This is a genomic window from Nonomuraea sp. PA05, from assembly GCF_008086045.1.
Classification (GTDB): domain Bacteria; phylum Actinomycetota; class Actinomycetes; order Streptosporangiales; family Streptosporangiaceae; genus Nonomuraea; species Nonomuraea monospora.
On the sequence record NZ_VSEY01000004.1, the window covers coordinates 20,839 to 40,787 of the forward strand.

12 protein-coding genes are annotated in these 19,949 nt (G+C 71.4%); 2 read left to right on the forward strand and 10 right to left on the reverse strand.

Annotation, left to right across the window (positions count from 1 at the left end):
* Positions 1-9: 9 nt before the first annotated feature.
* Positions 10-1,158: a GDSL-type esterase/lipase family protein gene (locus FXF51_RS07560; protein WP_148433555.1), complete on the forward strand. Its 1,149-nt coding sequence runs from the start codon at positions 10-12 to the stop codon at positions 1,156-1,158.
* On the opposite strand, the gene FXF51_RS07565 is transcribed toward FXF51_RS07560, so the two are convergent.
* The 3 genes from FXF51_RS07565 to FXF51_RS07575 form a co-directional block, all read right to left on the reverse strand.
* Positions 1,147-3,015 carry an ABC transporter ATP-binding protein gene (locus FXF51_RS07565; RefSeq protein ID WP_148433556.1) on the reverse strand — a complete coding sequence of 623 codons (1,869 nt, stop codon included), beginning with the start codon at positions 3,013-3,015 and terminating at the stop codon, positions 1,147-1,149. The genes FXF51_RS07560 and FXF51_RS07565 overlap by 12 nt on opposite strands.
* A gap of 84 nt (positions 3,016-3,099) precedes the next feature.
* Positions 3,100-3,732, reverse strand: coding sequence for an acyl-homoserine-lactone synthase (locus FXF51_RS07570; protein WP_148433557.1), 633 nt, complete (start codon positions 3,730-3,732; stop codon positions 3,100-3,102).
* Positions 3,733-3,855: 123 nt separating this feature from the next.
* Positions 3,856-7,158 (reverse strand): glycosyl hydrolase family 95 catalytic domain-containing protein, encoded by a 3,303-nt coding sequence (locus FXF51_RS07575; protein ID WP_187414241.1) that lies wholly within the window; start codon positions 7,156-7,158, stop codon positions 3,856-3,858.
* A 234-nt stretch (positions 7,159-7,392) separates the two neighbouring features.
* Here FXF51_RS07575 and FXF51_RS07580 point away from each other — a divergent pair, with 234 nt between their 5' ends.
* Entirely contained in the window at positions 7,393-8,298 is a 906-nt protein-coding gene (locus FXF51_RS07580; protein WP_187414242.1) for a hypothetical protein, read from the forward strand.
* Positions 8,299-8,342: 44 nt separating this feature from the next.
* Here the strand turns inward: FXF51_RS07580 and FXF51_RS07585 are convergent, their stop codons facing one another.
* The 7 genes from FXF51_RS07585 to FXF51_RS07615 form a co-directional block, all read right to left on the reverse strand.
* On the reverse strand, positions 8,343-11,177 hold the full coding sequence (locus FXF51_RS07585) for an AfsR/SARP family transcriptional regulator (RefSeq protein WP_148433559.1): 2,835 nt from the start codon (positions 11,175-11,177) through the stop codon (positions 8,343-8,345).
* A 244-nt stretch (positions 11,178-11,421) separates the two neighbouring features.
* Positions 11,422-12,633 carry an alpha-L-fucosidase gene (locus FXF51_RS07590; protein ID WP_148433560.1) on the reverse strand — a complete coding sequence of 404 codons (1,212 nt, stop codon included), beginning with the start codon at positions 12,631-12,633 and terminating at the stop codon, positions 11,422-11,424.
* Positions 12,630-14,837: a right-handed parallel beta-helix repeat-containing protein gene (locus FXF51_RS07595; RefSeq protein ID WP_222871166.1), complete on the reverse strand. Its 2,208-nt coding sequence runs from the start codon at positions 14,835-14,837 to the stop codon at positions 12,630-12,632. Before FXF51_RS07595 ends, FXF51_RS07590 begins: the two co-directional genes overlap by 4 nt.
* Entirely contained in the window at positions 14,834-16,210 is a 1,377-nt protein-coding gene (locus tag FXF51_RS07600; protein WP_222871167.1) for a M1 family metallopeptidase, read from the reverse strand. Before FXF51_RS07600 ends, FXF51_RS07595 begins: the two co-directional genes overlap by 4 nt.
* A 2-nt stretch (positions 16,211-16,212) precedes the next feature.
* Complete coding sequence (locus FXF51_RS07605; RefSeq protein WP_148433561.1) at positions 16,213-17,868, reverse strand: extracellular solute-binding protein; 1,656 nt, start codon at positions 17,866-17,868, stop codon at positions 16,213-16,215.
* A 28-nt stretch (positions 17,869-17,896) separates the two neighbouring features.
* Positions 17,897-18,772, reverse strand: a complete 876-nt coding sequence (locus tag FXF51_RS07610) for a carbohydrate ABC transporter permease (protein WP_222871168.1) — start codon at positions 18,770-18,772, stop codon at positions 17,897-17,899.
* Positions 18,773-18,782: 10 nt separating this feature from the next.
* Entirely contained in the window at positions 18,783-19,763 is a 981-nt protein-coding gene (locus tag FXF51_RS07615; protein ID WP_222871169.1) for an ABC transporter permease, read from the reverse strand.
* Positions 19,764-19,949 lie beyond the last annotated feature (186 nt).

Here is a 19,949-nt window from a genome sequence, read left to right on the forward strand (position 1 = left end):
GCTGACACCATGCTCATCACCACACCCATCACCACGGCCCTCGTCCGCGGCGCCCTCGACCTGGAGCGCACCGAGCGCGGCCTGCTGCCGCACCGGCTGCCCGCGCGAGCCCGCGCGCAGTGCGCCGACGGCCAGCTCGCCATGGCCGAGTCGCAGCCCTCCGGCGTGCGGCTGGCCTTCCGCACCACGGCCACCGCCGTCGAGCTGGACGCGCTGCCCACCAAGCGGGTCTATCCCGGCGCGCCGCCGCGCCCCGACGGCGTGTACGACCTGATCGTCGACGGCCGCCTGACCGGCCAGGCCAGCCTGAGCGACGGCGACACGGTGACCGTCGACCTGGCCACCGGCGCCGGCGAGCACCGGCCGGGCCCCATCGGCACCGTACGCTTCACCGGCCTGCCCGCACAGGCCAAGGACGTCGAGCTGTGGCTGCCGCACAACGAGACCACCCAGCTCGTCGCGCTGCGCACGGACGCCCCGATCGAGCCCCTGCCGGACCGCGGGCGCCGGGTGTGGCTGCACCACGGCAGCTCCATCAGCCACGGCTCCGACGCGGCGAGCCCCAGCACCACGTGGCCCGCTCTGGCCGCCTCACTCGCCGGGCTGGAGCTGATCAATCTCGGCCTGGGCGGCAGCGCGCTGCTCGACCCGTTCACCGCCCGCGCCATCCGCGACGCGCCCGCCGACCTGATCAGCGTCAAGATCGGCATCAACCTGGTCAACGCCGACCTGATGCGGCTGCGCGCGTTCGGCCCGGCGGTGCACGGCTTCCTCGACACCATCCGCGAGGGGCACCCGAGCACGCCGCTGCTGGTCGTGTCGGCGATCCACTGCCCCATCCACGAGGACACCCCCGGCCCTGCCGCGTTCGACCTCACCGCGCTCAGCACCGGCCGGCTGCGCTTCCGCGCCACCGGCGACCCGGCCGAGCGGGCCGCCGGCAAGCTGACGCTGGGCGTCATCCGCGACGAGCTGGCCCGCATCGTCGAGCAGCGCCGGGCCGAGGACCCGAACCTGCGCTACCTCGACGGCCGCGAGCTCTACGGCGAGGCCGACCACGCCGAGCTGCCGCTGCCCGACGGGCTTCACCCGGACGCCGCCACCCACCGCCTCATCGGCGAGCGCTTCGCCAAGCTGTCGGCCTTCTCATCCTTCTAGGACATGGCCGTCGCGGGCGCCCGCCAGCTCCTGCCCGTCCTCCGAGGCGTCGTCGTCGTCGATCAGGAACCCGCCCGACTGGTGCCGCCAGAGCCGGGCGTACGGGCCCTGCGCCTGGAGCAGCTCGCTGTGGGTGCCCTGCTCGACGATGCGCCCCTTGTTGAGCACGACCAGCCGGTCCATCCGGACGACCGTGCTCAGCCGGTGGGCGACCACCAGCGCGGTGCGCCCCTGCATCAGCCGCCACAACGCCTCCTGGACGAGGATCTCGCTCTCGGAGTCGAGGGCGCTGGTCGCCTCGTCCAGCAGCAGGATCGGGGCGTCGCGCAGGATGGCGCGGGCCAGCGCGATGCGCTGCCGCTGCCCGCCGGACAGCTTGACGCCGCGCTCCCCCACCAGCGTGCCGAAGCCCTTCGGCAGCGACTCGGCGAACTCCGTGACGTGCGCCGCCCGCGCCGCCTGGAAGATCTCGGCGTCGGTGGCGTCCGGCCGGGCGAAGGCGATGTTGTCGCGGATCGACCGGTGGAACATGGCCGGCTCCTGCGGCACGTACGCGATGAGGCTGCGCAGGTCGGCCTGGCGCAGGCGGGCGATGTCCTGACCGCCGATGAGGATGCGGCCGCCGTCGATGTCCATGAGCCGCAGCAGCAGCCGGGTGAGCGTGCTCTTGCCGCCGCCCGACTGGCCGACCAGCCCGATCCTCGTGCCGCTGCGGATGTCGAGGTCGAGCCGGTCGAACAGGGGCGGGCCGTCGCCGTAGGCGAAGCGCACCCGGTCGAAGCGCACGCTCGCGTCGGCGGGCCGCAGCGGCTGCGGGTCGGACGGGTCCACCACGGTCGGCGGGTCGAGCAGCAGCTCGGTGAACTGCGCGGCCTCCGTGAGCACGCTCTCCAGCCGCCGGTAGATCTGGTTGAACTCGAACATGATGCTGATCGTGTTCGTGTAGTAGGTGAAGGTCACCACGATGGCCTCCACCCCCAGCCCGCCGCGCAGCGCCACGGCCAGGAGCAGGCCGACAGCGCTGGTGATGACCGACATCGGCGCGACCACGGTGTCGACGCGCAGGTTGCCGTAGTCCCACGAGCGCAGCGACAGCCTCGCCTGCTCGGCGATCCTGGCGCGGTGCTCGGTGGCCTCGCGGTCCTCGGCGGCGAACGCGCGTACCGTGTCCATGTTCGACAGCACGTCGGCCACGTGGCCCGACACCAGCACCTTGGCCGCCTCGCGCTCGTCCACCAGCGCCTGGCGGCGGCGGATGAGCGGCGCGACGAGGAAGCCGGTGACCAGGATCAGCCCCAGCAGCACGATGACCAGCAGCGGGTCGTAGCGCCACAGCACGACTGAGGCGAACGTGAGCGGCACCAGCTTGGCCATGATGGAGAACGTCATCGTGTCGACGAAGTCCTCGAACCTGCTGGAGAAGCCCAGCACCCGCTTGGTCAGCGACCCGGCGAAGTTGTCGTGGAAGAACGCGGCGTCCTTGACGAGCAGCTCGTCCATGCCGACCACGCCGAGCCGCTCGATGCCGCGGGCGTCCGTGCGGTTGAGGAAGTGCAGCCCCACCCGCCAGAACACCTCGCCCGCCAGCAGCAGGCCGCCGAAGGCGAGCACGTACGGCAGCAGCGCGCCGACCTCACCGTCACCGCCGCCGGCCAGGTGCCCAACGAGCCCCGCCACCGCGAGCGGCGCCAGGTAGAACAGGCAGACGTTGCCCAGCGCGGGCAGCGTCAGCGCGGGCGCGGCGACCCGCCACTGGCGCTTCAGCTCGCCGGAGTAGTGGCGCAGCACCAGCATGATCGCGGCCTTGCGCGGGGACGGAGTGTCTCCGGAGCCTTGTCGTGTTCCGAGCACAGTCATCCGCCCTCCCCGAACGCCAGACACCCGCCGTCGTCATGCTGCCGCAGTCCGTACGCGAGGAGCGACTGATTTTTTCCCGTCCGGTCAGGGGCAGCGGTCATCCTCCCCGGCCGGAGGGGGCGCGTTCTCCAGGAAGTCCCTGGTCGTGGTGGTGTAGGCGGAGCAGAGCACCTTGCCGACCCGCGTCGCCCGGCCGTCGCCCAGCCGGGTGGTGGGCACGCCCATGGCGTGCACGCTGCGCTCCACGGCCACGCTGGACACCGCGACGATCGTGTCGCCGTGCCGGTCCACCCAGCGGAACGCCTCCCACAGCAGCGCCCTGGCCAGCGACCCGAACCCGGCCGTCAGCGCGCGGGACCTGCCGGGGCGGGTGGCCAGCCGGCTGAGCTCCCAGACCGCCGGGTCGCGCGGGGCCTGGCCGCCGCGCAACGCCGCGGAGAAGACGTCGCGCAGCATGTACGGGCCGTGGGTCGGCAGCAGCCGGCAGCACCCTGTCACCTGCCGGCAGCCGTCCTCGTAGGCGATCACGTAGACCGGCTGGCAGTCGTCGTAGAAGTCCCGTTCCTTGCCGTGCAGGCTGGCCACGTCCCAGCGCAGGCGCTCGTAGAACACCTCGTGGCGGAGCCGGAACATGCCGTCGAGCAGCCATTCCGGCAGCTCGCCCGCCCGGCCGACCGCGACCGCCCGCGTGCACTTCTTCCCCGTCGCCTCGTTCAAGCGCACCCCCGCGAACCCCTGTCGGCCCCCTGGCCGATCACCGTTGCCTGTTGTTCGCGCGACCGGGTTGCCTGGACGACGGGCCGGGCGGAAAGATCCTCTCCGCCCGGCGGGTTCACGGCGTCAGAAGGCCAGCTCCTTCCAGGTCCTCACCTCTTCGGCGGTCAGCGTCCTGGCCAGGACGGCGGCGCGGTCCACACCGCCGGTCAGCCGCTGGCCGCCACCCTGGTCGGCGCCGAAGCGCAGCGGCCGGGCGGTGCAGCCGGTGATGCCGTCGGCGGTGACCTGGCCGGTCGCCAGGCGCTCGCCGTCCACGTAGAGGGCCAGCCCGCCGGCGCGGTCGAGGGTGACCACGAGGTCGATCCAGCGGCCGGCGGGCAGGGTGGCGTTCAGGGTGACGTTCGCGCCCGCGCCGATGAAGCGCACCTTCCCTGCCGGGGTGACGTCGATGAGCACGCCGTCGGTGCCGGGGTCGCCGGACGGCTGGGAGTCGAACAGCCGCCGGTACCCGCTGCCCGCGATCTTGACCTCGGCGGCGAACGTGGCCTCCCGCACGACGCCGAGCGCGGTGTCGGCGGTGGTCAGGTACGTGTTGCCGTCGAGCGTCAGCCCGCTGCCCGTCGGCGCGGTGCCGTCGTAGGCGGCGGCGCCGCCCGCGACGGTGGCGTCCCGGCCGTTGCCCGAGCTGTCCGCGACCGTGCCGCCCTCCTTCGGGTCCCAGGCGACCAGGACGGAGCCGGACGGCGCGGGCGCGCACGGCTCCAGGGCGAGCACGGCGGTGGCCCCGCTCTTCCAGGAATCGCCGGTGACCGACGCGGACAGCACCGCCCGCCGCGTCCCGTCGGCGGGCCCTGGCGTGACGGTGAAGGTGGCGGTGCGCGTCCGGCCGGGCGCCACGCCCGCCAGGTGCCGGGTCGCCGGCTCGACGGTCCAGCCGTCCGGCGCGGTGAGCGTCACGTCGGAGGCGGGCACCGACCTGCGGCGGGTGGCGGTGACGGTGAGCTTCGCCTCGAACGGCGTGCCCGGCATGGCGGTGCCGGGCGTCCGCAGGGCGACGGCGGCCTCGTTCTGGATGGTGTACGCCTTGCCCGCGCGGGCGTTCCAGCTCAGCGTGTCGCCGTCGCGGCGCGGGCCGACCTCGTGCCCCTGCTCGTCGTGGACGCGGTAGCGGCCGGCGACGAACGACGACCTGACCTTGATCGGCCCGGTCCGGCCGGGCCGGACGGTGATCGTGTCGGGGGCGCCGTCCTTCCAGGCGGCGTCCACGGTGACGTCACCGCGGGCGCGCAGGCCCTTGACCGAGCCGTCCTTCCAGGTGGACGGCAGGGCGGGCAGCACGTGCACGACGTCGTGCTGGCTCTGCAGCAGCATCTCGGCGATGCCGGAGGTGGCGCCGAAGTTGCCGTCGATCTGGAACGGCGGGTGGGTGTCCCACAGGTTGTCCAGCGTGGAGCCCTTGAGCTGCTCGGCGAGCATCTTGTGCGCGTGGTCGCCGTCCAGCAGCCGCGCCCAGAAGTTGATCTTCCAGGCCTTGGACCAGCCGGTGCCGCCGTCGCCGCGCGCGGTCAGCGACACCTTGGCCGCCTCGGCCTCCGGGGTGCCGGGCAGGATCTGGTTGCCCGGGTGCAGGGCGTACAGGTGGGAGACGTGCCGGTGGGTGTCGGTCTTGGAGTCCCAGTCGCTCTTCCACTCCTGGAGCTGGCCCCAGGAGCCGACGCGCAGGCCCGGGTCGAGCTTGGCCAGCGCCGCGCTCACCTCGGCCTGGAAGTCCGCGTCCGCGTTCAGCTTCTTCGCCGCCGCCAGCGCGTTGGTGAACACCTCGCGGACGATCTGCTGCGACATGGACGCGCCCGCCGAGAAGTCGCCGTGCTCGGGCGAGTAGCTGGGCGAGACGACGAGCTTGCCGTCGCGCGGGTCGGTGCGCAGGAAGTCGAGCCAGAACTCCGCAGCGCCCCTGATCACCGGGTACGCGGTCTCGCGCAGGTACTTCTCGTCGCCGCTGAAGCGGTAGGTGTCGTACAGGTGCTGGGTGGTCCAGGCGGCGGCCTCGGGGAACCAGAAGGCCGTGGCCCAGTTGTGCACGCCGGTGAAGCCGAACGGGTTGGTCTCGTTGTTGACCACCCAGCCGCGGGCGCCGTACATCTCCTGGGCGGTCTTGCGGCCGGGCGCGACCAGCGAGGCGATGTAGCGGTCGTAGGGCGTGGTGGTCTCGTGCAGGTTGGTCTGCTCGGCCGGCCAGTAGTTCATCTGGAGGTTGATGTTGACGTGGTAGTCGGCCGACCAGGGCGGGTTGGTGACGTTGTTCCACACGCCTTGCAGGTTGGCGGGCAGCAGGTCGTTCTCGCGGGAGGAGGAGATGAGCAGGTAGCGGCCGTAGGCGAAGAACAGCGACTCCAGCGCCCTGTCGGCGGCGGAGTCGCCGCCGGTGTAGCTCTTGCGGAGCTGGTCGGTGGGGATCGCCGGGGGCGAGCCGCCGAGGTCCAGCTTCACCCGGTCGAACAGCTCGCGGTAGTCGGCCACGTGCGCGCGCCTGAGCTGCTCGTAGCCCTGCCCTGCGGCGGCGTCCACGGCGGCGGTGACCTTGGCGTGCGGGTCCTCGCCCCGGTAGGCGGGGTAGGTGCCGGCGTAGTCGGTGCCGGCCGACAGCACGAACACGGCGCTGTCCGCGCCGGTGACGGTGATCCTGTCCCCCGAGTCGGTACGGGTGCCGCCCTCGGTGATCACCTGTACCTGGGCCTCGAACCGCATCTTGTTGTCGCGCAACTGTCCCCGGATGGTGAGGCGCCCGCCGGAGGCGGTGACGGTCTTGTCGTCGCGCGGCGAGGTGTGCCGCAGCGTGAACGACACCTTGCCGCCCTGGTCTGCCGAGATCTTGCCGACGATCACGTTGCCGGGGTTGCTGGCGAAGTACTCGCGTGAGTAGCGCACGCCGCCGGCGGTGTAGCCGACCCGGGCGACGGCCTCGCGCAGGCTCAGCTCGCGCCGGTACTCGGTGGCGGCGGCGGAGGCCTCAGGGCCGAAGTCGAGAAACAGGTCGCCGAACGTCTGGTACGCGCCGAAGCCCGTCTTGGGCTGGCCGAGCTTGGCGGCCACGTCGTCCGGCGCCATCCTGCCGTCGCGGTCGATCTGCTGCTGGACCTCGGCGATGGCGCCCGGCCGGGGCGCCTTCCAGTTGCCGAAGTCGTAGCCGGACACACCCGGCCCGCCGGTCCACAATGTCTTCTCGTTGAACTGGAGCTGTTCGGTGGCCACGCCGCCGAACACCATCCCGCCGAGGGGGCCGTTGCCGATGGGCAGGGCCTGGGTCTCCCAGTCGGTGGCGGGCTTGTCGTACCAGAGGGATAAGTCATCGGGTGTCTCGGCCGTGGCGGCGTTCGCGCTGAGCGGGGCGGACAGGCCCGCGGCGAGAGTGAAGACGACGATCAAGGCGCTGCTGAAGCGTCGTCGCGGGGGGTGCGGCACGGAATCCTCCGATCACAGGAGCCTTAATCCTAGGAGATAGCACCGAAATCCGGATGTAACAAGTCTTCTCATCCGATGTTTCTTCAGGAAAGCTGGATGGTACAGCGACTATGCGGCACGGACGCATCCATCCGATCATCGAGGGCGTCGAGCATCCGTCAACGATCCGTCGACACGCAGGCCCTATCTTCGTGCGCCATGTCCACTGACCAGGTCGCGGCAGAACGCACCGCTCCCCATACGCTCCCCGAGAGCGACGCCCCGCCCGGCGAAGAAGGCAACGGCGGGGTTCTCTACCTGCTCGAACGCATCGGCTCCGTCATCGTCCCGATCGGCGTGACGCTCTATGCGGTGCTCTACCTCGGCGTAGAGGCGATGTACCAGGTCTTCGGCATCAGCCCCCAGCAGGCGGGCATCGACCAGTCCGTCCTGCTGGGCCGGTTGATGGGCACGCTCATCCTGATGCTGCTGATCCTCATCCCCACCCTCGGGCTCGCCATCGGCGCGTTCTGGATCCTCGACAGGCTGACCCGGGGCGCGCTCGGCAGGCTCATCGAGGGGATCCGGCGGCGGCCGTGGATCGCCGCGCTGATCGCCGCGCTGTGGTGCGGCGCCACGTACTGGGGGCTGTTCACCCTCTTCGGCGACCTCGACCTGGCCGTCATGGTCGTCGTGGCCGTGGGGCTCGGCGTGCTGACGTTCCTGGTGCCGTTCCGGCTGCTGCGCCGCAAGCCCGTCGGGCGCGCCGCCACCAAGGTCCTGCTCGGCGCCCTCACCGGGGTCGGGCTGGGCTTCCTGCTGATCCTGGCGATGGTGCAGGGCGCGTTCGAGGTGCAGGAGACCGGGCAGGCCAACGACCTGCTCGGGTATGTCGGCTTCCAGGACCAGTGGACGATCATCAAGAACGCCGAGGACGACAAGCCGCTGTACGACGGGCGGTGGATGATGTTGCTGGGTGAGAGTGACGGGACGTACGTCTTCTACGACTGCGACAAGTACGAGACCTTCCGGCGTCCCATGGAGACGACCAACCTGGCCTCCATCCAGCTCGACCCCGAGCGGGAGAAGGGCTTCACCTGCGGGTCGCTCGCCGAGCAGCAGTAGGACGGCACGCCGCGCGACGCGGCTGAGCACGGCACGGGGCGGGGTCAGGCCGGGGGGTCGAGGGTGGCCAGGAGGGTGCGGACGTCGTCGGCGTCGGGCGAGCCCTGCCGCTCCATGATCGCGAGCGCGCCCGTCAGGCAGGCCGTGGCCCGGCTGCGCCGGCCGAGGCCGTGCAGCGCCCGGCCGAGCACGGCGAGCGCCTTGCCGCGCATCCACCCCTGGTCGGTCTCGTGCAGCATGACCAGCGACTCCTCGGCATGGTCCACGGCCCGGTCGGGCCGCCCCATGAGGAGGTAGGTCTCGGCCATCCTGCGCAGGGTCAGCCCCTCCCACGCGTGCTGCCTGAGCCGCTGGAACTCGGCGCGGCCCGCGCCGAAGCGGGTGAGCGCCTCCTGGTGGCGGCCGGCGGCGCCGAGTGCGACGGCGAGCTGGTAGAGGATCTGCGGGTTGGGCCGGCCGCCGCCCAGCTCGCGGGTGATGGCGACGGCCCGCTCCCCGACCTCCACCCCTTCCTCGCCCCGGCCGGCCTCGGCCAGCACGAGCGCCAGGTTGCCCATGAGGATGGCCTCCTCGGAGCGGTGGCCGAGGGTGCGCCAGGTGCCGAGGGTCTCGTTGTACATTGCGATCGCCTCGTCGTAGGCGCGCCTGTCGTGGGCGAGCATGGCGAGGACGTTGACCGCGCAGGCGTGGTCCGCCGGGCGGGCGTCGGCGCGGTCGCGCACGGCTCTGGCCTCGGCCTCGGCCGCCTCGGTGTCCCTGCGGGCGTAGAGGATCTCGCCGCGCTTGCGGCGGGCGTGCGCCTCGGCGGTCCATTCGCCGCGCTCCGCCGCCGCGGCCACGAGCCGCTCGACGACCCGCTCGTAGCCGCTCGGGCTGGACTCGAAGTCGAAGACGAGGGTCATCATGTCGAGCAGCGACACCGCGTCGTGCAGCGCCGTGCCAGGGGTGTCGGCGATCTGGTGGAGGCAGCCGAGCATGCCCTCCTCCTCGGCCTGCCCCCACGCGATGGCGGCGTGGAGGTCGGCGAACGACGGCCGGGGCGCGGACGTCGTGACGTGGTCGAGCACCGGGTCGCCGGGGTACATCACGTCCACGAGCCAGGCCATGGCCGCCAGGTAGTGGCCGAGCAGCCGGTCGAGGGCCTGGCGTCTGGGCTCCTCGCCGTCCAGGCGGGAGCGGGCGTAGAGCTTGAGCAGGTCGTGGTGGCGGTAGCGGCCGGGCGCGGGCGACTCCATCAGGTGCACGTTCACCAGCGCCTCGCAGAGCTCCTCCGCCTCGGCCTCCGTGACGCCCAGCACGGCCGCCGCCGCGGGGGCGGGCAGGTCGGCCGCGTTGGGCACCGCCAGCAGCCGGAACGCCGCCGCGTGCGCCTCGTCGAGCTGGTCGTAGCCGAGGGCGAACGTGGCCTCCACGGCCAGGTCGTCCACGCGTAACTCGGCCAGGCGGCGGCGCTCGTCGGCCATCCGGCCGAGCAGCCTGGCCAGGCTCCAGCCGGGGCGCGCCGCCAGCCGCGAGGCCACGATCCTGATCGCCAGCGGCAGGTACCCGCAGGCCCGCATCAGCTCCTGCGCCGCCTCCCGCTCGGCGGCCACCCGCTCCTGCCCCACGACCTTGGCCAGCAGCTCCAGCGCCTCCTCCGGGCGCATCGCCTCCAGGCCGAGGTGGCGCGCGCCGGAGAGCGCCGACAGCCTGGCCCGGCTGGTCACCAGCACCGCGCATCCGGCGGTGCCCGGCAGCAGCGGGCGCACCTGTCCCGCGCTCGCCGCGTTGTCGAGCAGCACCAGCACCCGCCGCTCCGCCAGCAGCGAGCGGTAGAGCGCGGCCCGCTCGTCCAGCTCCTCGGGCAGCGCCGCCATGTCGGCGCCCAGCGCGCGCAGGAACCCGCCCAGCACGGCCTCCGGCGTCAGCGGGCGCGGGCCCGCGCCCTGGAGGTCCACGAAGAGCTGGCCGTCGGGGTAGGCGGCGGCCAGCCGGTGCGCCACGTGCACGGCCAGCGTGGTCTTGCCCATGCCGCCGGCGCCCGCCACGGCCGAGATGACCAGCGCCGAGCCGTTGCCCTCCTGGAGGGCCCGCGTCACCTGCTCGACGTCCGGCTCCCTGCCGGTGAAGTCCGTCATGTCGGCGGGAAGCTGGCGCGGCACGGGGGTCGCGGCCTTGCCCGTGCCCTCCGGTTCGGCGCCGAGCGCGGGGTCGGCGGAGATGATCCGCCGGTACAGCTCCGCCAGCTCCGGTGACGGGTCGACGCCCAGCTCCTCGGCCAGCAGCTTCCTGAGGTCGGTGAACACGCCGATCGCCTCGGCCTGCCTGCCGGAGCGGTACAGCGCCAGCATCAGCAGGCCGGCCAGGCGTTCCCTGACCGGGTGCTCCGCGCAGAGCGAGGTGAGCTCGGCGACGACCTCCGCGTGCCTGCCCTGCTCGACGTCCTCGCCGAGCCTGCGTTCCAGCAGCGTGAGCCGCCGCTCCGCCAGCCGCGCCCGCTGGGCGTGCGCGTACCCGCCGTCCAGGCCGGTCAGCGGCTCCCCCTGCCACAGCGCCAGCGCCTCGCCGTGCCGTCCCTCACGTGCCAGCTCGTCCAGGACGGCGAGGTCGCAGGCGCCGGCGGTGAGCGCGTAGCCGCTGCCGACGGAGGAGATCGCTTCCGGGCCGAGCGCGGAGCGCAGCCGGGAGACGTAGGTGCGCAGGGTGCCGATGGCGCTGCGCGGGCGCGCCTCGCCCCAGATCGCGTCGAGCAACTGGTCCTGGGCGACCACCCTGCCGCCGGCCACCGCCAGCACCGCCAGGACCAGCCGCTGCTGCGGCGAGCCGACGTCCACCTCGGCGCCGTCGCGCCACGCCCGTACGGGGCCGAGCACCGAGAACCGCAGCTCAGGATCATTCATGGGGTACCACGGCGACGCGCTCGTCTCCTCTGCCGGGACCGGCGCCTCGCGGGGAACGGCGAGAACGCGAATCCCGCTCGCGCAGGCATCAGCTGATCAGGGCAAGCATCATAGGGGACGCCCGAGGGGCGGCGTGGCCCGTTCCGCCCCTCGGGATCGGCGGCTTTTCGGCCCGTTTGTTACGGCTGTGAGTCGCGCCTGCTCAGCAGCCTGGGCAGGGCGGCGACGTGGCGTCGCCTGAGGCTCAGGCCAGGAACAGCTCCACCACCGGGACCGTGACGTCCGGGCGGGTGATGGGGAGCTGCAGTGTCAGCGTGTCGTCCGGCAGGCCGCGCAGGTAGTGGTGGAACGGCTCCGCGGGATCGATCGTGATCATGGGCACCTCGGAGGCGTCGTGCAGGAACTGGGCGTACTTCACCCTGCCGCCGAGCCCGGCGAGGTGCACGTACTTCATCGGCCACGACAGCAGGTGCAGGTAGAGGCGGTCGCCGCGCTGGGTGTAGCGGCAGTCCTGCGGCGGCTCGTACGCCGAGGCGCCCGCGCCGTGGATGGAGCGGGAGTGCAGGCGCATCCACCGCCCGATGCCGCGCAGCCGTTCGACGGCCCGCGGCTCGAACTCGCCGCGCGCGTTCGGGCCCACGTTGAGCAGCATGTTGCCGCCCTTGGAGACGGTGTCGACGAGCATCTTGATCAGCAGGTCCACCGGCTTCCAGTCCTGGTTGTCGCGGTGGTAGCCCCAGCTTCCGTTGAGCGTCTGGCAGGACTCCCACGCGGTGTGGCCGGGCACCCCGCCGGGCGGCATGACCTGCTCGGGGGTGGTGAAGTCGCCGGTGCCGAGGCCGAGCCGGTTGTTGACGAGGATGCCGGGCCGCAGCTCGCGGACCATCCGCTCCAGCTCCTCGGAGCGCCATTCGCGCGGGCCCTTGGCGCCGAAGCCGCGGCCCTCGTAGGAGAAGTCAAACCACATCGTGTCGATGTCGCCGTAGCGGGTGAGCAGCTCGCGGACCTGGCCGTGCATATAGTCCGCATATTTCGTCATGTCGCGCTCGCCCAGGTCCTCGTCCCGCTGCGGGTGGTAGAGGTCGTTGGGGAAGTCCGGGTGGTGCCAGTCGAGCAGCGAGTAGTACAGACCGGTGCGCAGGCCCCGCTCCCTGAACGCGTCGAGCATCGGGGCGAGCAGGTCGCGCCGAGCCTTGTAGCCGGTCAGGTCCGAGTCCCACAGGCAGAACCCGTCGTGGTGCTTGCTGGTCACCACGGCGTACTTCATCCCCGCGCCGACCGCCTCCTCCGCCCAGACCCGGGGATCGTAGAGATCGGGGTCGAAGTGCTCGAAGTAGCGGCGGTACTGCTCCTCGGTGAGCCGCTCGTACGAGCGCACCCATTCGTGCCGCGCGGCGGCGGCGTAGATCCCCCAGTGGATGAACAGCCCGAATCGGGCCTCGGTGAACCAGCTCATGTCCTGTCCCTCTCATGGACCGCGACTCCGGCGAGCCCGATCCGTCCCGTTCCGGTGCGCTGTATCCGTACGTACCGGCCCTCGGCGTCCACCGTGACCGGCGACGGGCGCAGCACCTTGCCCGGCAGCGGCAGCACGGTCGCCTCGGCGAAGTCCGGCGTGCGCGAGACCAGCACCTGGACGTCGGCCGTGGTCATGCTCGCGTCGTTCCAGAGCTCGACCGCGCCGATCGCGCGCACCTCGCCGAGGTCCACCTGCCACCACGAGCCCGCCGCCGAGGTGGTCCTGCTGTCGGTGACGGTGGAGCCGTCAATGGCGTTGGCGGCGCTCGCCGTCCCCTCGGTGGCGGACTGGGTGGCGCTACCCGTCCTGGCGAGGTCGGGTACGAGCTGCTCCACCTCGCCTGGCCTGGCACCGGCCGCGGCGGCGACGCGCAGCGCGGCCTCGGGCAGCAGCTCCAGCGCCGTGAAGTTGTCCACCTGCTGGGAGCCGCGCCCCGAAAGGGCGGGCGCGGTGGTGTCGGTCCAGTTGCCCGTGGCGAGGTTCTCGATCCCGTAGCCGGCCCAGTTGGAGATCCACTTGTAGCCGACCCGGGTGATGACGTTGCCCTCGACCCTGATGTGGGAGCTCTGCTCGTCCAGGTAGACGCCGTTGCCGTCGCGCTCGGTGTTGCCGTACGCGGACCGGTTGACGTAGTTGCCGGAGATCACCGTGCCGGGCTGTGGCCCCTGCGTGTAGATGGCGCCGCCGTCGTGCTGCTGGTCGGCGACCATCATGGCGTCCACGATCCGGTTGTTCGTCACCTGGTTGTCGCGCATGCCGGGGCTCTGCGCGACGGGCTGGTTCCAGCCCCAGCCGACGGAGATGCCGGAGTACGGCAGCCGCTCCAGCGTGTTGTGGTCCACGCGCAGGCCCGTCTCGTAGCCGGCCCAGATCCCGACCGCGTCGGTGAACTCCCTGCCGGCCAGGGTGATCGTGTTGCGGGCCACGGTGTTGCGCTCGCCACGCAGCTCGGCCGGCGGGTTGGGCTCGGTGTCGCCGACGTAGACCGCGCCGGACGACAGGTCGGTGAACGTCGAGCCGGTGACCGCCGAGTCCCTGGTGCCGGCTTGCAGGATCACGCCCGCGCCGCCGAGGTGCGCGAAGGCGGCCCCGGTGATCGTCACGTCACTGCCGCCGTTCACGACGACGGCCGCGGCGGGCTTGGTGTAGTAGCGGCCCGCGTGGTCCTCGGGGCCGGTGGCGCCGGTCAGCGTGAGCCCCGCCTGGGTGCCCGCGTAGCCCTCGTCGGTGCCGGGCTGGTGATAAGCGGCGTGCTGGAAGCCCAGGCCCGCGATTTTGACGCGGCTCGCGCCGTCGATCCGCAGCAGCGTCTCCGTCGAGGGAACGACGGCGTCGGCGAGGTTCTCGCCCGCTCTGGGCAGGTACGTGATGGTCCGGTCCGTACGGTCGTAGACGAACTCGCCCGGCTCATCGAGCAGCTCGCGGGCGTTCTCGAAGAAGGCGACGCCGCTGTAGCGGGAGGAGTCGACGGTCGTGGTGTCCCAGGCGGGGCCGGTGCGGCCGGTGCCGCTCGCGGAGTTCGTCCAGCACGGCTGGGCGAAGGAGATCACGTCGCCGTCCACGCGGTCGATCCGGCAGCGGTAGTTGCGCCACCTGACCTTGATGACCGCCTCGGCCTCCGGCGCGTCCTGCCAGCCCGCCACGCCGCTCGCGACCGCGCCGGTCATCCCGGTCGTGGTCGCGTCGCACACGGAGGCCGGGCACGAGGCGCCGCGGGCGCGGGTGGCGCGGGCGCCGCCGACGAAGAGCTGGCGCGGTTCCACGCCTTCGGGCACGGAAGCCACCTGGAAGCGGCCCTGCCGTCGCCAGCCGGTGATGGGCACGCCGCCGGTCAGGATCGGCCTGGCCCCGGGCGCGGCGGTCCAGGTCACCGTGTGGCCCTCGAATCCGGAGTCCCGCTCGTCCAGGACCAGGGGTTCCGTCAGCGCGTATCGGCCACCGGCGAGCCGGACCTCCACGTCGCGGTCCATCCCGCCCGCGACGGCCTGGCGCACCTTGTCCCTGGCGGTCTCCAGCGAGCACGGGTTCGGGCGGCTGCAGGCGGCGGAGCGGCCGTCGGGAGCGGCGTGGTAGACCTTCGGGCCCGGTGCAGCCGCCGGGGTCATGGACAGCAGGAGAACCAGCGCGATCGTGCCGTTCACAGGCCCTCCAGCGGGGGGTTCTGGGCGCCGTAGAGCCAGGCGCGGAGGAAGGGGTCCAGGCCGGGCCGGCGCGTGGTGGCGGCGGCGTGGGCGATGAAGTCCTCGGTGGAGGCGTTGCCGTCCTTGTACCGCTGCACCCACCTGCGCATGATCCGGTCGAAGGCGGCGTCGCCGACCTCGGTGCGCAGCGCGTACAGGACGAGGGCGCCGCCGTCGTAGATGTTGTAGCCGCCCAGCGCCTTGGGCTTGCCGGGCGGGCCGTCCTTGGCGCGGACCGCGTCGAGCTTGCCGTACACGGTGCGCATCCGCTCCACCATCGGCTGGCCGCCGTGCTCCTCGGCCCACAGGGCGGCGTAGTAGACGGCCGGGCCCTCGTTCAGCCAGGCGTCCTGCCAGGTGGCGGGCGTGACGGAGTCGCCGAACCACTGGTGTACCAGCTCGTGCACCATCGTGTTGGAGTACGTGGGCTTGTCGAACCAGCCGGTGCCGAACAGCGACAGCGTCTGGTTCTCCAGCGCGTCGCTGTAACCCGGGTAGATGTGGATGCCGTAGGTGGAGAAGGGGAAGCGGCCGAACCTCGCCTCCGCCCAGGCGATCTGCGCGCCGGTCTCGGCGGCGATCGGGCCGTAGCGCTCCTCCTGGCCCTGCGGGACGACGTGGCGCAACGGCAGGCCGTGCGGGCCTTCGCCGTACAGGTAGGTGCCCTTCACCACGGCCAGGCCGATCAGCTCCGACGCCATCGGCTCGCGCTCCTCGAACCGCCACACGTTCCCGCGCCTGCTCGCGAGCTCGCCGTTGGCGGTGGCGACGTACCCCTCCGGCGCGGTGACGCGGAAGGTCCAGGTGGCCTTGTCGGAGGGGTGGTCGTTGACGGGGAAGAACGTGTCGGCCCTGCTCGACTGGGCGGCGGCGGCGAACCCGCCGTCGGGGCCGAAGCGCCAGCCGGTCAGCCCGGCACGCGGCGCCTTGCCGTTGCCGTGGAAGCGCACCTCGGCCTTGAACGGCACGTGCTCGCGCAGCGGCGCGGCCGGGGTGACGGTCAGCTCCTGCCCGCTCTGGCCGGGGGACAGCGACCAGGCGGCGGGCTCGCCGTTGACGGTGACCGACTCGATGACGTGCCCGTCGGTGTCCAGGTTGAACGACGACAGCGCCTGGGTGGCTTTCGCGGTGAACGCGACCGTGCCGGAGAAGTCGTAGGTGACCGGGGTGAAGTCGAAGGAGACGTCGTAGTGGCGCACGTCGTAGCCGCCGTTGCCGAGGGTCGGGAAGAGCGGGTCGCCCAGCCCCGGCGAGCCGGGCGACGGGGTGGCCGGAACAGCGGCGGCCGTGCTGAGCAGCGCGGCGGCGGCGAGTAAGAGAAGGTGCTTCTTCACGGTCAGCCTGCCTTCGGTGTCTGCTTGAGCGCTTCCTCGAACTCGGCGCGGACCTTGTCCCCGCCCTTCGCCCGCCACTCCTTGATCACGTTGTCGAGGTCGCTGAGGGGAGCGCGACCCGCGATGATGGAGGTGACACGGTCGATGCGCATCGTGTAGAGCGACTCGTAGCTGTTCTCGTTGGCGGGCGAGTACAACCCGACGGTCGGGTCCTCGACGCCGACGGCGATCATCTTGCTGATCGCGTCGTGCATGATCTTCACGGCGTCCGCCGAGGAGGAGTCGAACAGCGCCTGGGTGGGCGCGGCGAGCATCTTCCACGGCACTGTGGTGTCCCTGCTGCCCTGCTCGGTCAGCACGGGGTTGCCCTTGTCGTCGCGCGTGTGGTCGGCGCCCTCGACGCCGTAGTTGAACAGCGTGTACTCCTCGCTGCCGAACGGCGAGGCGAAGAAGTCGGCCACCCGCAGCAGCTCCTTGGCGCGGGTCTCGTCGCTCTTCCTCATCATGGTGATCGAGACGACGATGTTGTTGAGGTGTGCCTTGGCGGCCTGGCCGATCGGGATCATCGGCCTGGGGTCGGCCTTCGGGTCGATCTTCTTCGAGGTCTGCAGGTAGCCGGTGGGGCCGAGGTAGGCGGGCAGGCCGTCGTAGACGAGCGCGGCGCGGCCCGCGTTGAACTCGTTCTTGCGCTTGAGGCCGTCGAAGCCCTCGGAGCCGGGGTAGATGACGCCTGCCTCGCGCAGCTTGCGCACGTACTCGACGGTGGCCTTGTACTCTTCGGTCTCGATCTGGTGGACGAGCTTGCCGTTCTCCAGCCGCCAGAGGTTGGGTGTGCCGAAGAGCTGCGAGAAGATCGACAGGCCGTACAGCCCTCCGGTGTAGGCGACCACTCCGTACTGGTTGTCCTTGGGCCTGGTGACCTCCTTGAGCAACTCGGACAGCCGGTCCAGGTCGGTGATCTGCGCCAGGTCGGTGACGCCTGCCTGCGCGAACATGTCGGCCCGGTAGAAACCGAGGCCGCCGACCATGTTGCGCGGCACGGGGATGCCGTACAGCTTGCCGCCGACGATGCCCTGCTTCCAGAACACCTGCGGGATCGCCGCCAGGTTCGGGTACGCCTTGACCGCGTCGCCGCCGAGCAGGGGCGTCAGGTCGGTGCACTGGCTGGCGACGAAGGCGGGCAGGTTGTTCACGCCCTGGGTGGAGACGTAGGTGAACAGGTCGGGCAGCGTGCCGCCGGCGACCATCGTGTTGAACTTGGTCGGCCAGTCGTCGGAGGTGACCGGCTGCATGTCGGCGGTCCCGCCGAGCCGCTTCTCGACCTCCTGCCAGGCGGGGTTGTCGCCCCTGCCGGGCGGGGGAGGCGAGAACGTCTGCACGGCGATGCTCACGGTGCCGCCCGACATGGGCGGCTTGGCCACCGCCTTGAACAGCTCCTTGGGGTAGGTGAAGTACCCATCGGGCACGCCGGTGGCGTTGCCGGGCAGGTCGGGCTTGAGCGCGCCGGTCAGCGGCGTGTGGGCAGGCAGCTTGATGCTCAGGCCCTGGGCCTTGGCGGCCGGGGCGGGCGAGCCGTCGCCGCAGCCCGCCAGCACGGTGGAGGCGGCCGCGGCGGCGCCGAGGCGCAGGAAGCCACGGCGGGACACGAGTTCTCTCATGGGGAGCTTTCCTTGGAGGTCGGGGGGTTCAGCCCTTGATGGCGCCGGTGAGCACACCCTTGGTGAAGTAGCGCTGGAGGAAGGGGTAGACGAGCAGGATCGGCACGATCGCCACCACGAGCACGGCCATCTGGATCGCCTGCACCGGCGCGGGCGCCTCGGCGGCGGCCAGGGCCTCCAGCGTCCTGCCCTGGAGGACGAAGGTGCGCAGGATGAGCGGGAGCGGGAACTTGTCCGAGTCGTTGAGGTAGAGCAGGGCGTTGAAGAAGGCGTTCCAGTAGCCGACGGCGTAGAAGAGGGAGATGACCGCGAGCACCGCCTTCGACAGCGGCAGCACGATCCTGACGAGGATGCCGAAGTCACCGGCTCCGTCGATGCGCGCGCTCTCCAGCAGCTCGCGCGGCAGGCCCATGAAGAACGAGCGGAGCACGACCAGGTTGAACGCGCTGACCAGGCTGGGCAGGATCAGCGCGCCGAAGGAGTCGATCAGCCCGACCTGCTTGACGAGCAGGAAGTTGGCGATCAGGCCCGGGTTGAAGAGCATGGTGAGCAGGGCGACCAGCAGGATCCAGCGGGAGCCTGTCACCTCGCGGCGGCTCAGCCCGTACGCCATGCCGATCGTCGCCAGCATGCTGGCGCAGGTGCCGACCACCGTCACCAGCACGCTGACCAGCAGGGCCCGCGTGACGGTGCCGCCGTTGAAGATCGTCGAGTAGGCCGACAGGCTCGGTGAGGTCGGGAACAGGACGAACCCGCCGCTCCTGGCGATGTCGCTCTCCGTCGAGAGGCTGGTGCCGATCACGCCGACGAACGGGTAGGCGACCAGCAGGACGACGGCGGTGAGGATCACCCCCTTGACGACGAGGCCCGGCGTCGAAGGCCGCTCCATCCAGGCCGGCCGCATGTCGGAGCGGCTACTTGTCGGCACCTCGGTACACCCCCTCGTGGCCGAACAGATGGGCCACCTTGTTCGCGCCGAGCACCAGCGCGGTGCCGACGATGGTCTTGACCAGGCCGACCGCGGCGGCGGCGCCCCACTGGCCGTCCTTGACGCCGTTGAAGTAGACGAAGGTGTCCAGCACCTCCCCCGCGTCGGGGCCGACGTTGTCGCGCTGGAGCAGGATCTGCTCGAAGCCGACCGACAGGATGCTGCCGAGGTTGAGGATGAGCAGCAGGATGATGATCGGGGTGATGCCGGGCAGCGTGACGTGCCAGAGGCGGCGCCATCTGCCCGCTCCGTCCATGGCCGCCGCCTCGTACAGGCCCTGGTCGATGGAGAGCAGCGCGGCCAGGAAGATGATCGTGGCCCAGCCCGCGTCCTTCCAGATCACCTGCAACGTCACCAGCAGCGGGAAGACGTCCGGGTCGGTCATCATGTCGTAGCGCGGCAGCCCGACGCTCTCCAGGAACGTCGGCAGCGCGCCCGCGCCGCCGAGGATCTGCTGGAACACCGAGACGATGATCACCCAGCCGATGAAGTGCGGGAGGTAGACCACGCTCTGCACGAACCTGCGCACCTTGTCGTTGAGCACGCTGTTGAGCAGCAGCGCGAGCGCGATGGGGGCGGGGAAGAACAGCACGAGCTGGGTCAGGGTGATCTTGAGCGTGTTGCCCAGGGCGTTCCAGACGCCCGGGTCGCCGAAGACACTGGCGAAGTTCCGCAGCCCCACCCAGGGGCTGTCCACGAACCCGATGTAGGGCTGATAGTCCTTGAAGGCGACCACGTAGCCGAACAGCGGCCCGTAGTGGAAGACCAGGAAATAGAGCAGCCCGGGCAGCGCCAGCAGGAGCATCACCCGGTCACGCCAGACGCGGCGCCACAGCGGCGGCTTGCGTGGCGCCTGTCGCCGCTCGGAGGCGGACGCGGTCGGGGGAGCGTCGAGGGTAGCGGTCATGCGCTGGGTCCTTCCGGTTGGCGAGGAAATTAGTAAGCGCTTTCGCTTCCGTCAAGACCTACACCGGAAAATCGTCCGATTTATCCTGTCTCTGCTTGACCTTTCCGCAGGTGAAGTCCTAACGTGCGACCTCGATGCATAGAACGCGCTTACTATCAGAGAGGCTGCCGGTGAAACCTCCGCAAG

Coding starts and splice junctions, on each gene's coding strand:
- FXF51_RS07565 (WP_148433556.1), bottom strand. CDS start 3,015: ATGACTGTGCTCGGAACACGACAAGGCTCCGGAGACACTCCGTCCCCG.
- FXF51_RS07580 (WP_187414242.1), top strand. CDS start 7,393: ATGTCCACTGACCAGGTCGCGGCAGAACGCACCGCTCCCCATACGCTC.
- FXF51_RS07585 (WP_148433559.1), bottom strand. CDS start 11,177: ATGAATGATCCTGAGCTGCGGTTCTCGGTGCTCGGCCCCGTACGGGCG.
- FXF51_RS07560 (WP_148433555.1), top strand. CDS start 10: ATGCTCATCACCACACCCATCACCACGGCCCTCGTCCGCGGCGCCCTC.
- FXF51_RS07605 (WP_148433561.1), bottom strand. CDS start 17,868: ATGAGAGAACTCGTGTCCCGCCGTGGCTTCCTGCGCCTCGGCGCCGCC.
- FXF51_RS07615 (WP_222871169.1), bottom strand. CDS start 19,763: ATGACCGCTACCCTCGACGCTCCCCCGACCGCGTCCGCCTCCGAGCGG.
- FXF51_RS07610 (WP_222871168.1), bottom strand. CDS start 18,772: ATGCGGCCGGCCTGGATGGAGCGGCCTTCGACGCCGGGCCTCGTCGTC.
- FXF51_RS07590 (WP_148433560.1), bottom strand. CDS start 12,633: ATGAGCTGGTTCACCGAGGCCCGATTCGGGCTGTTCATCCACTGGGGG.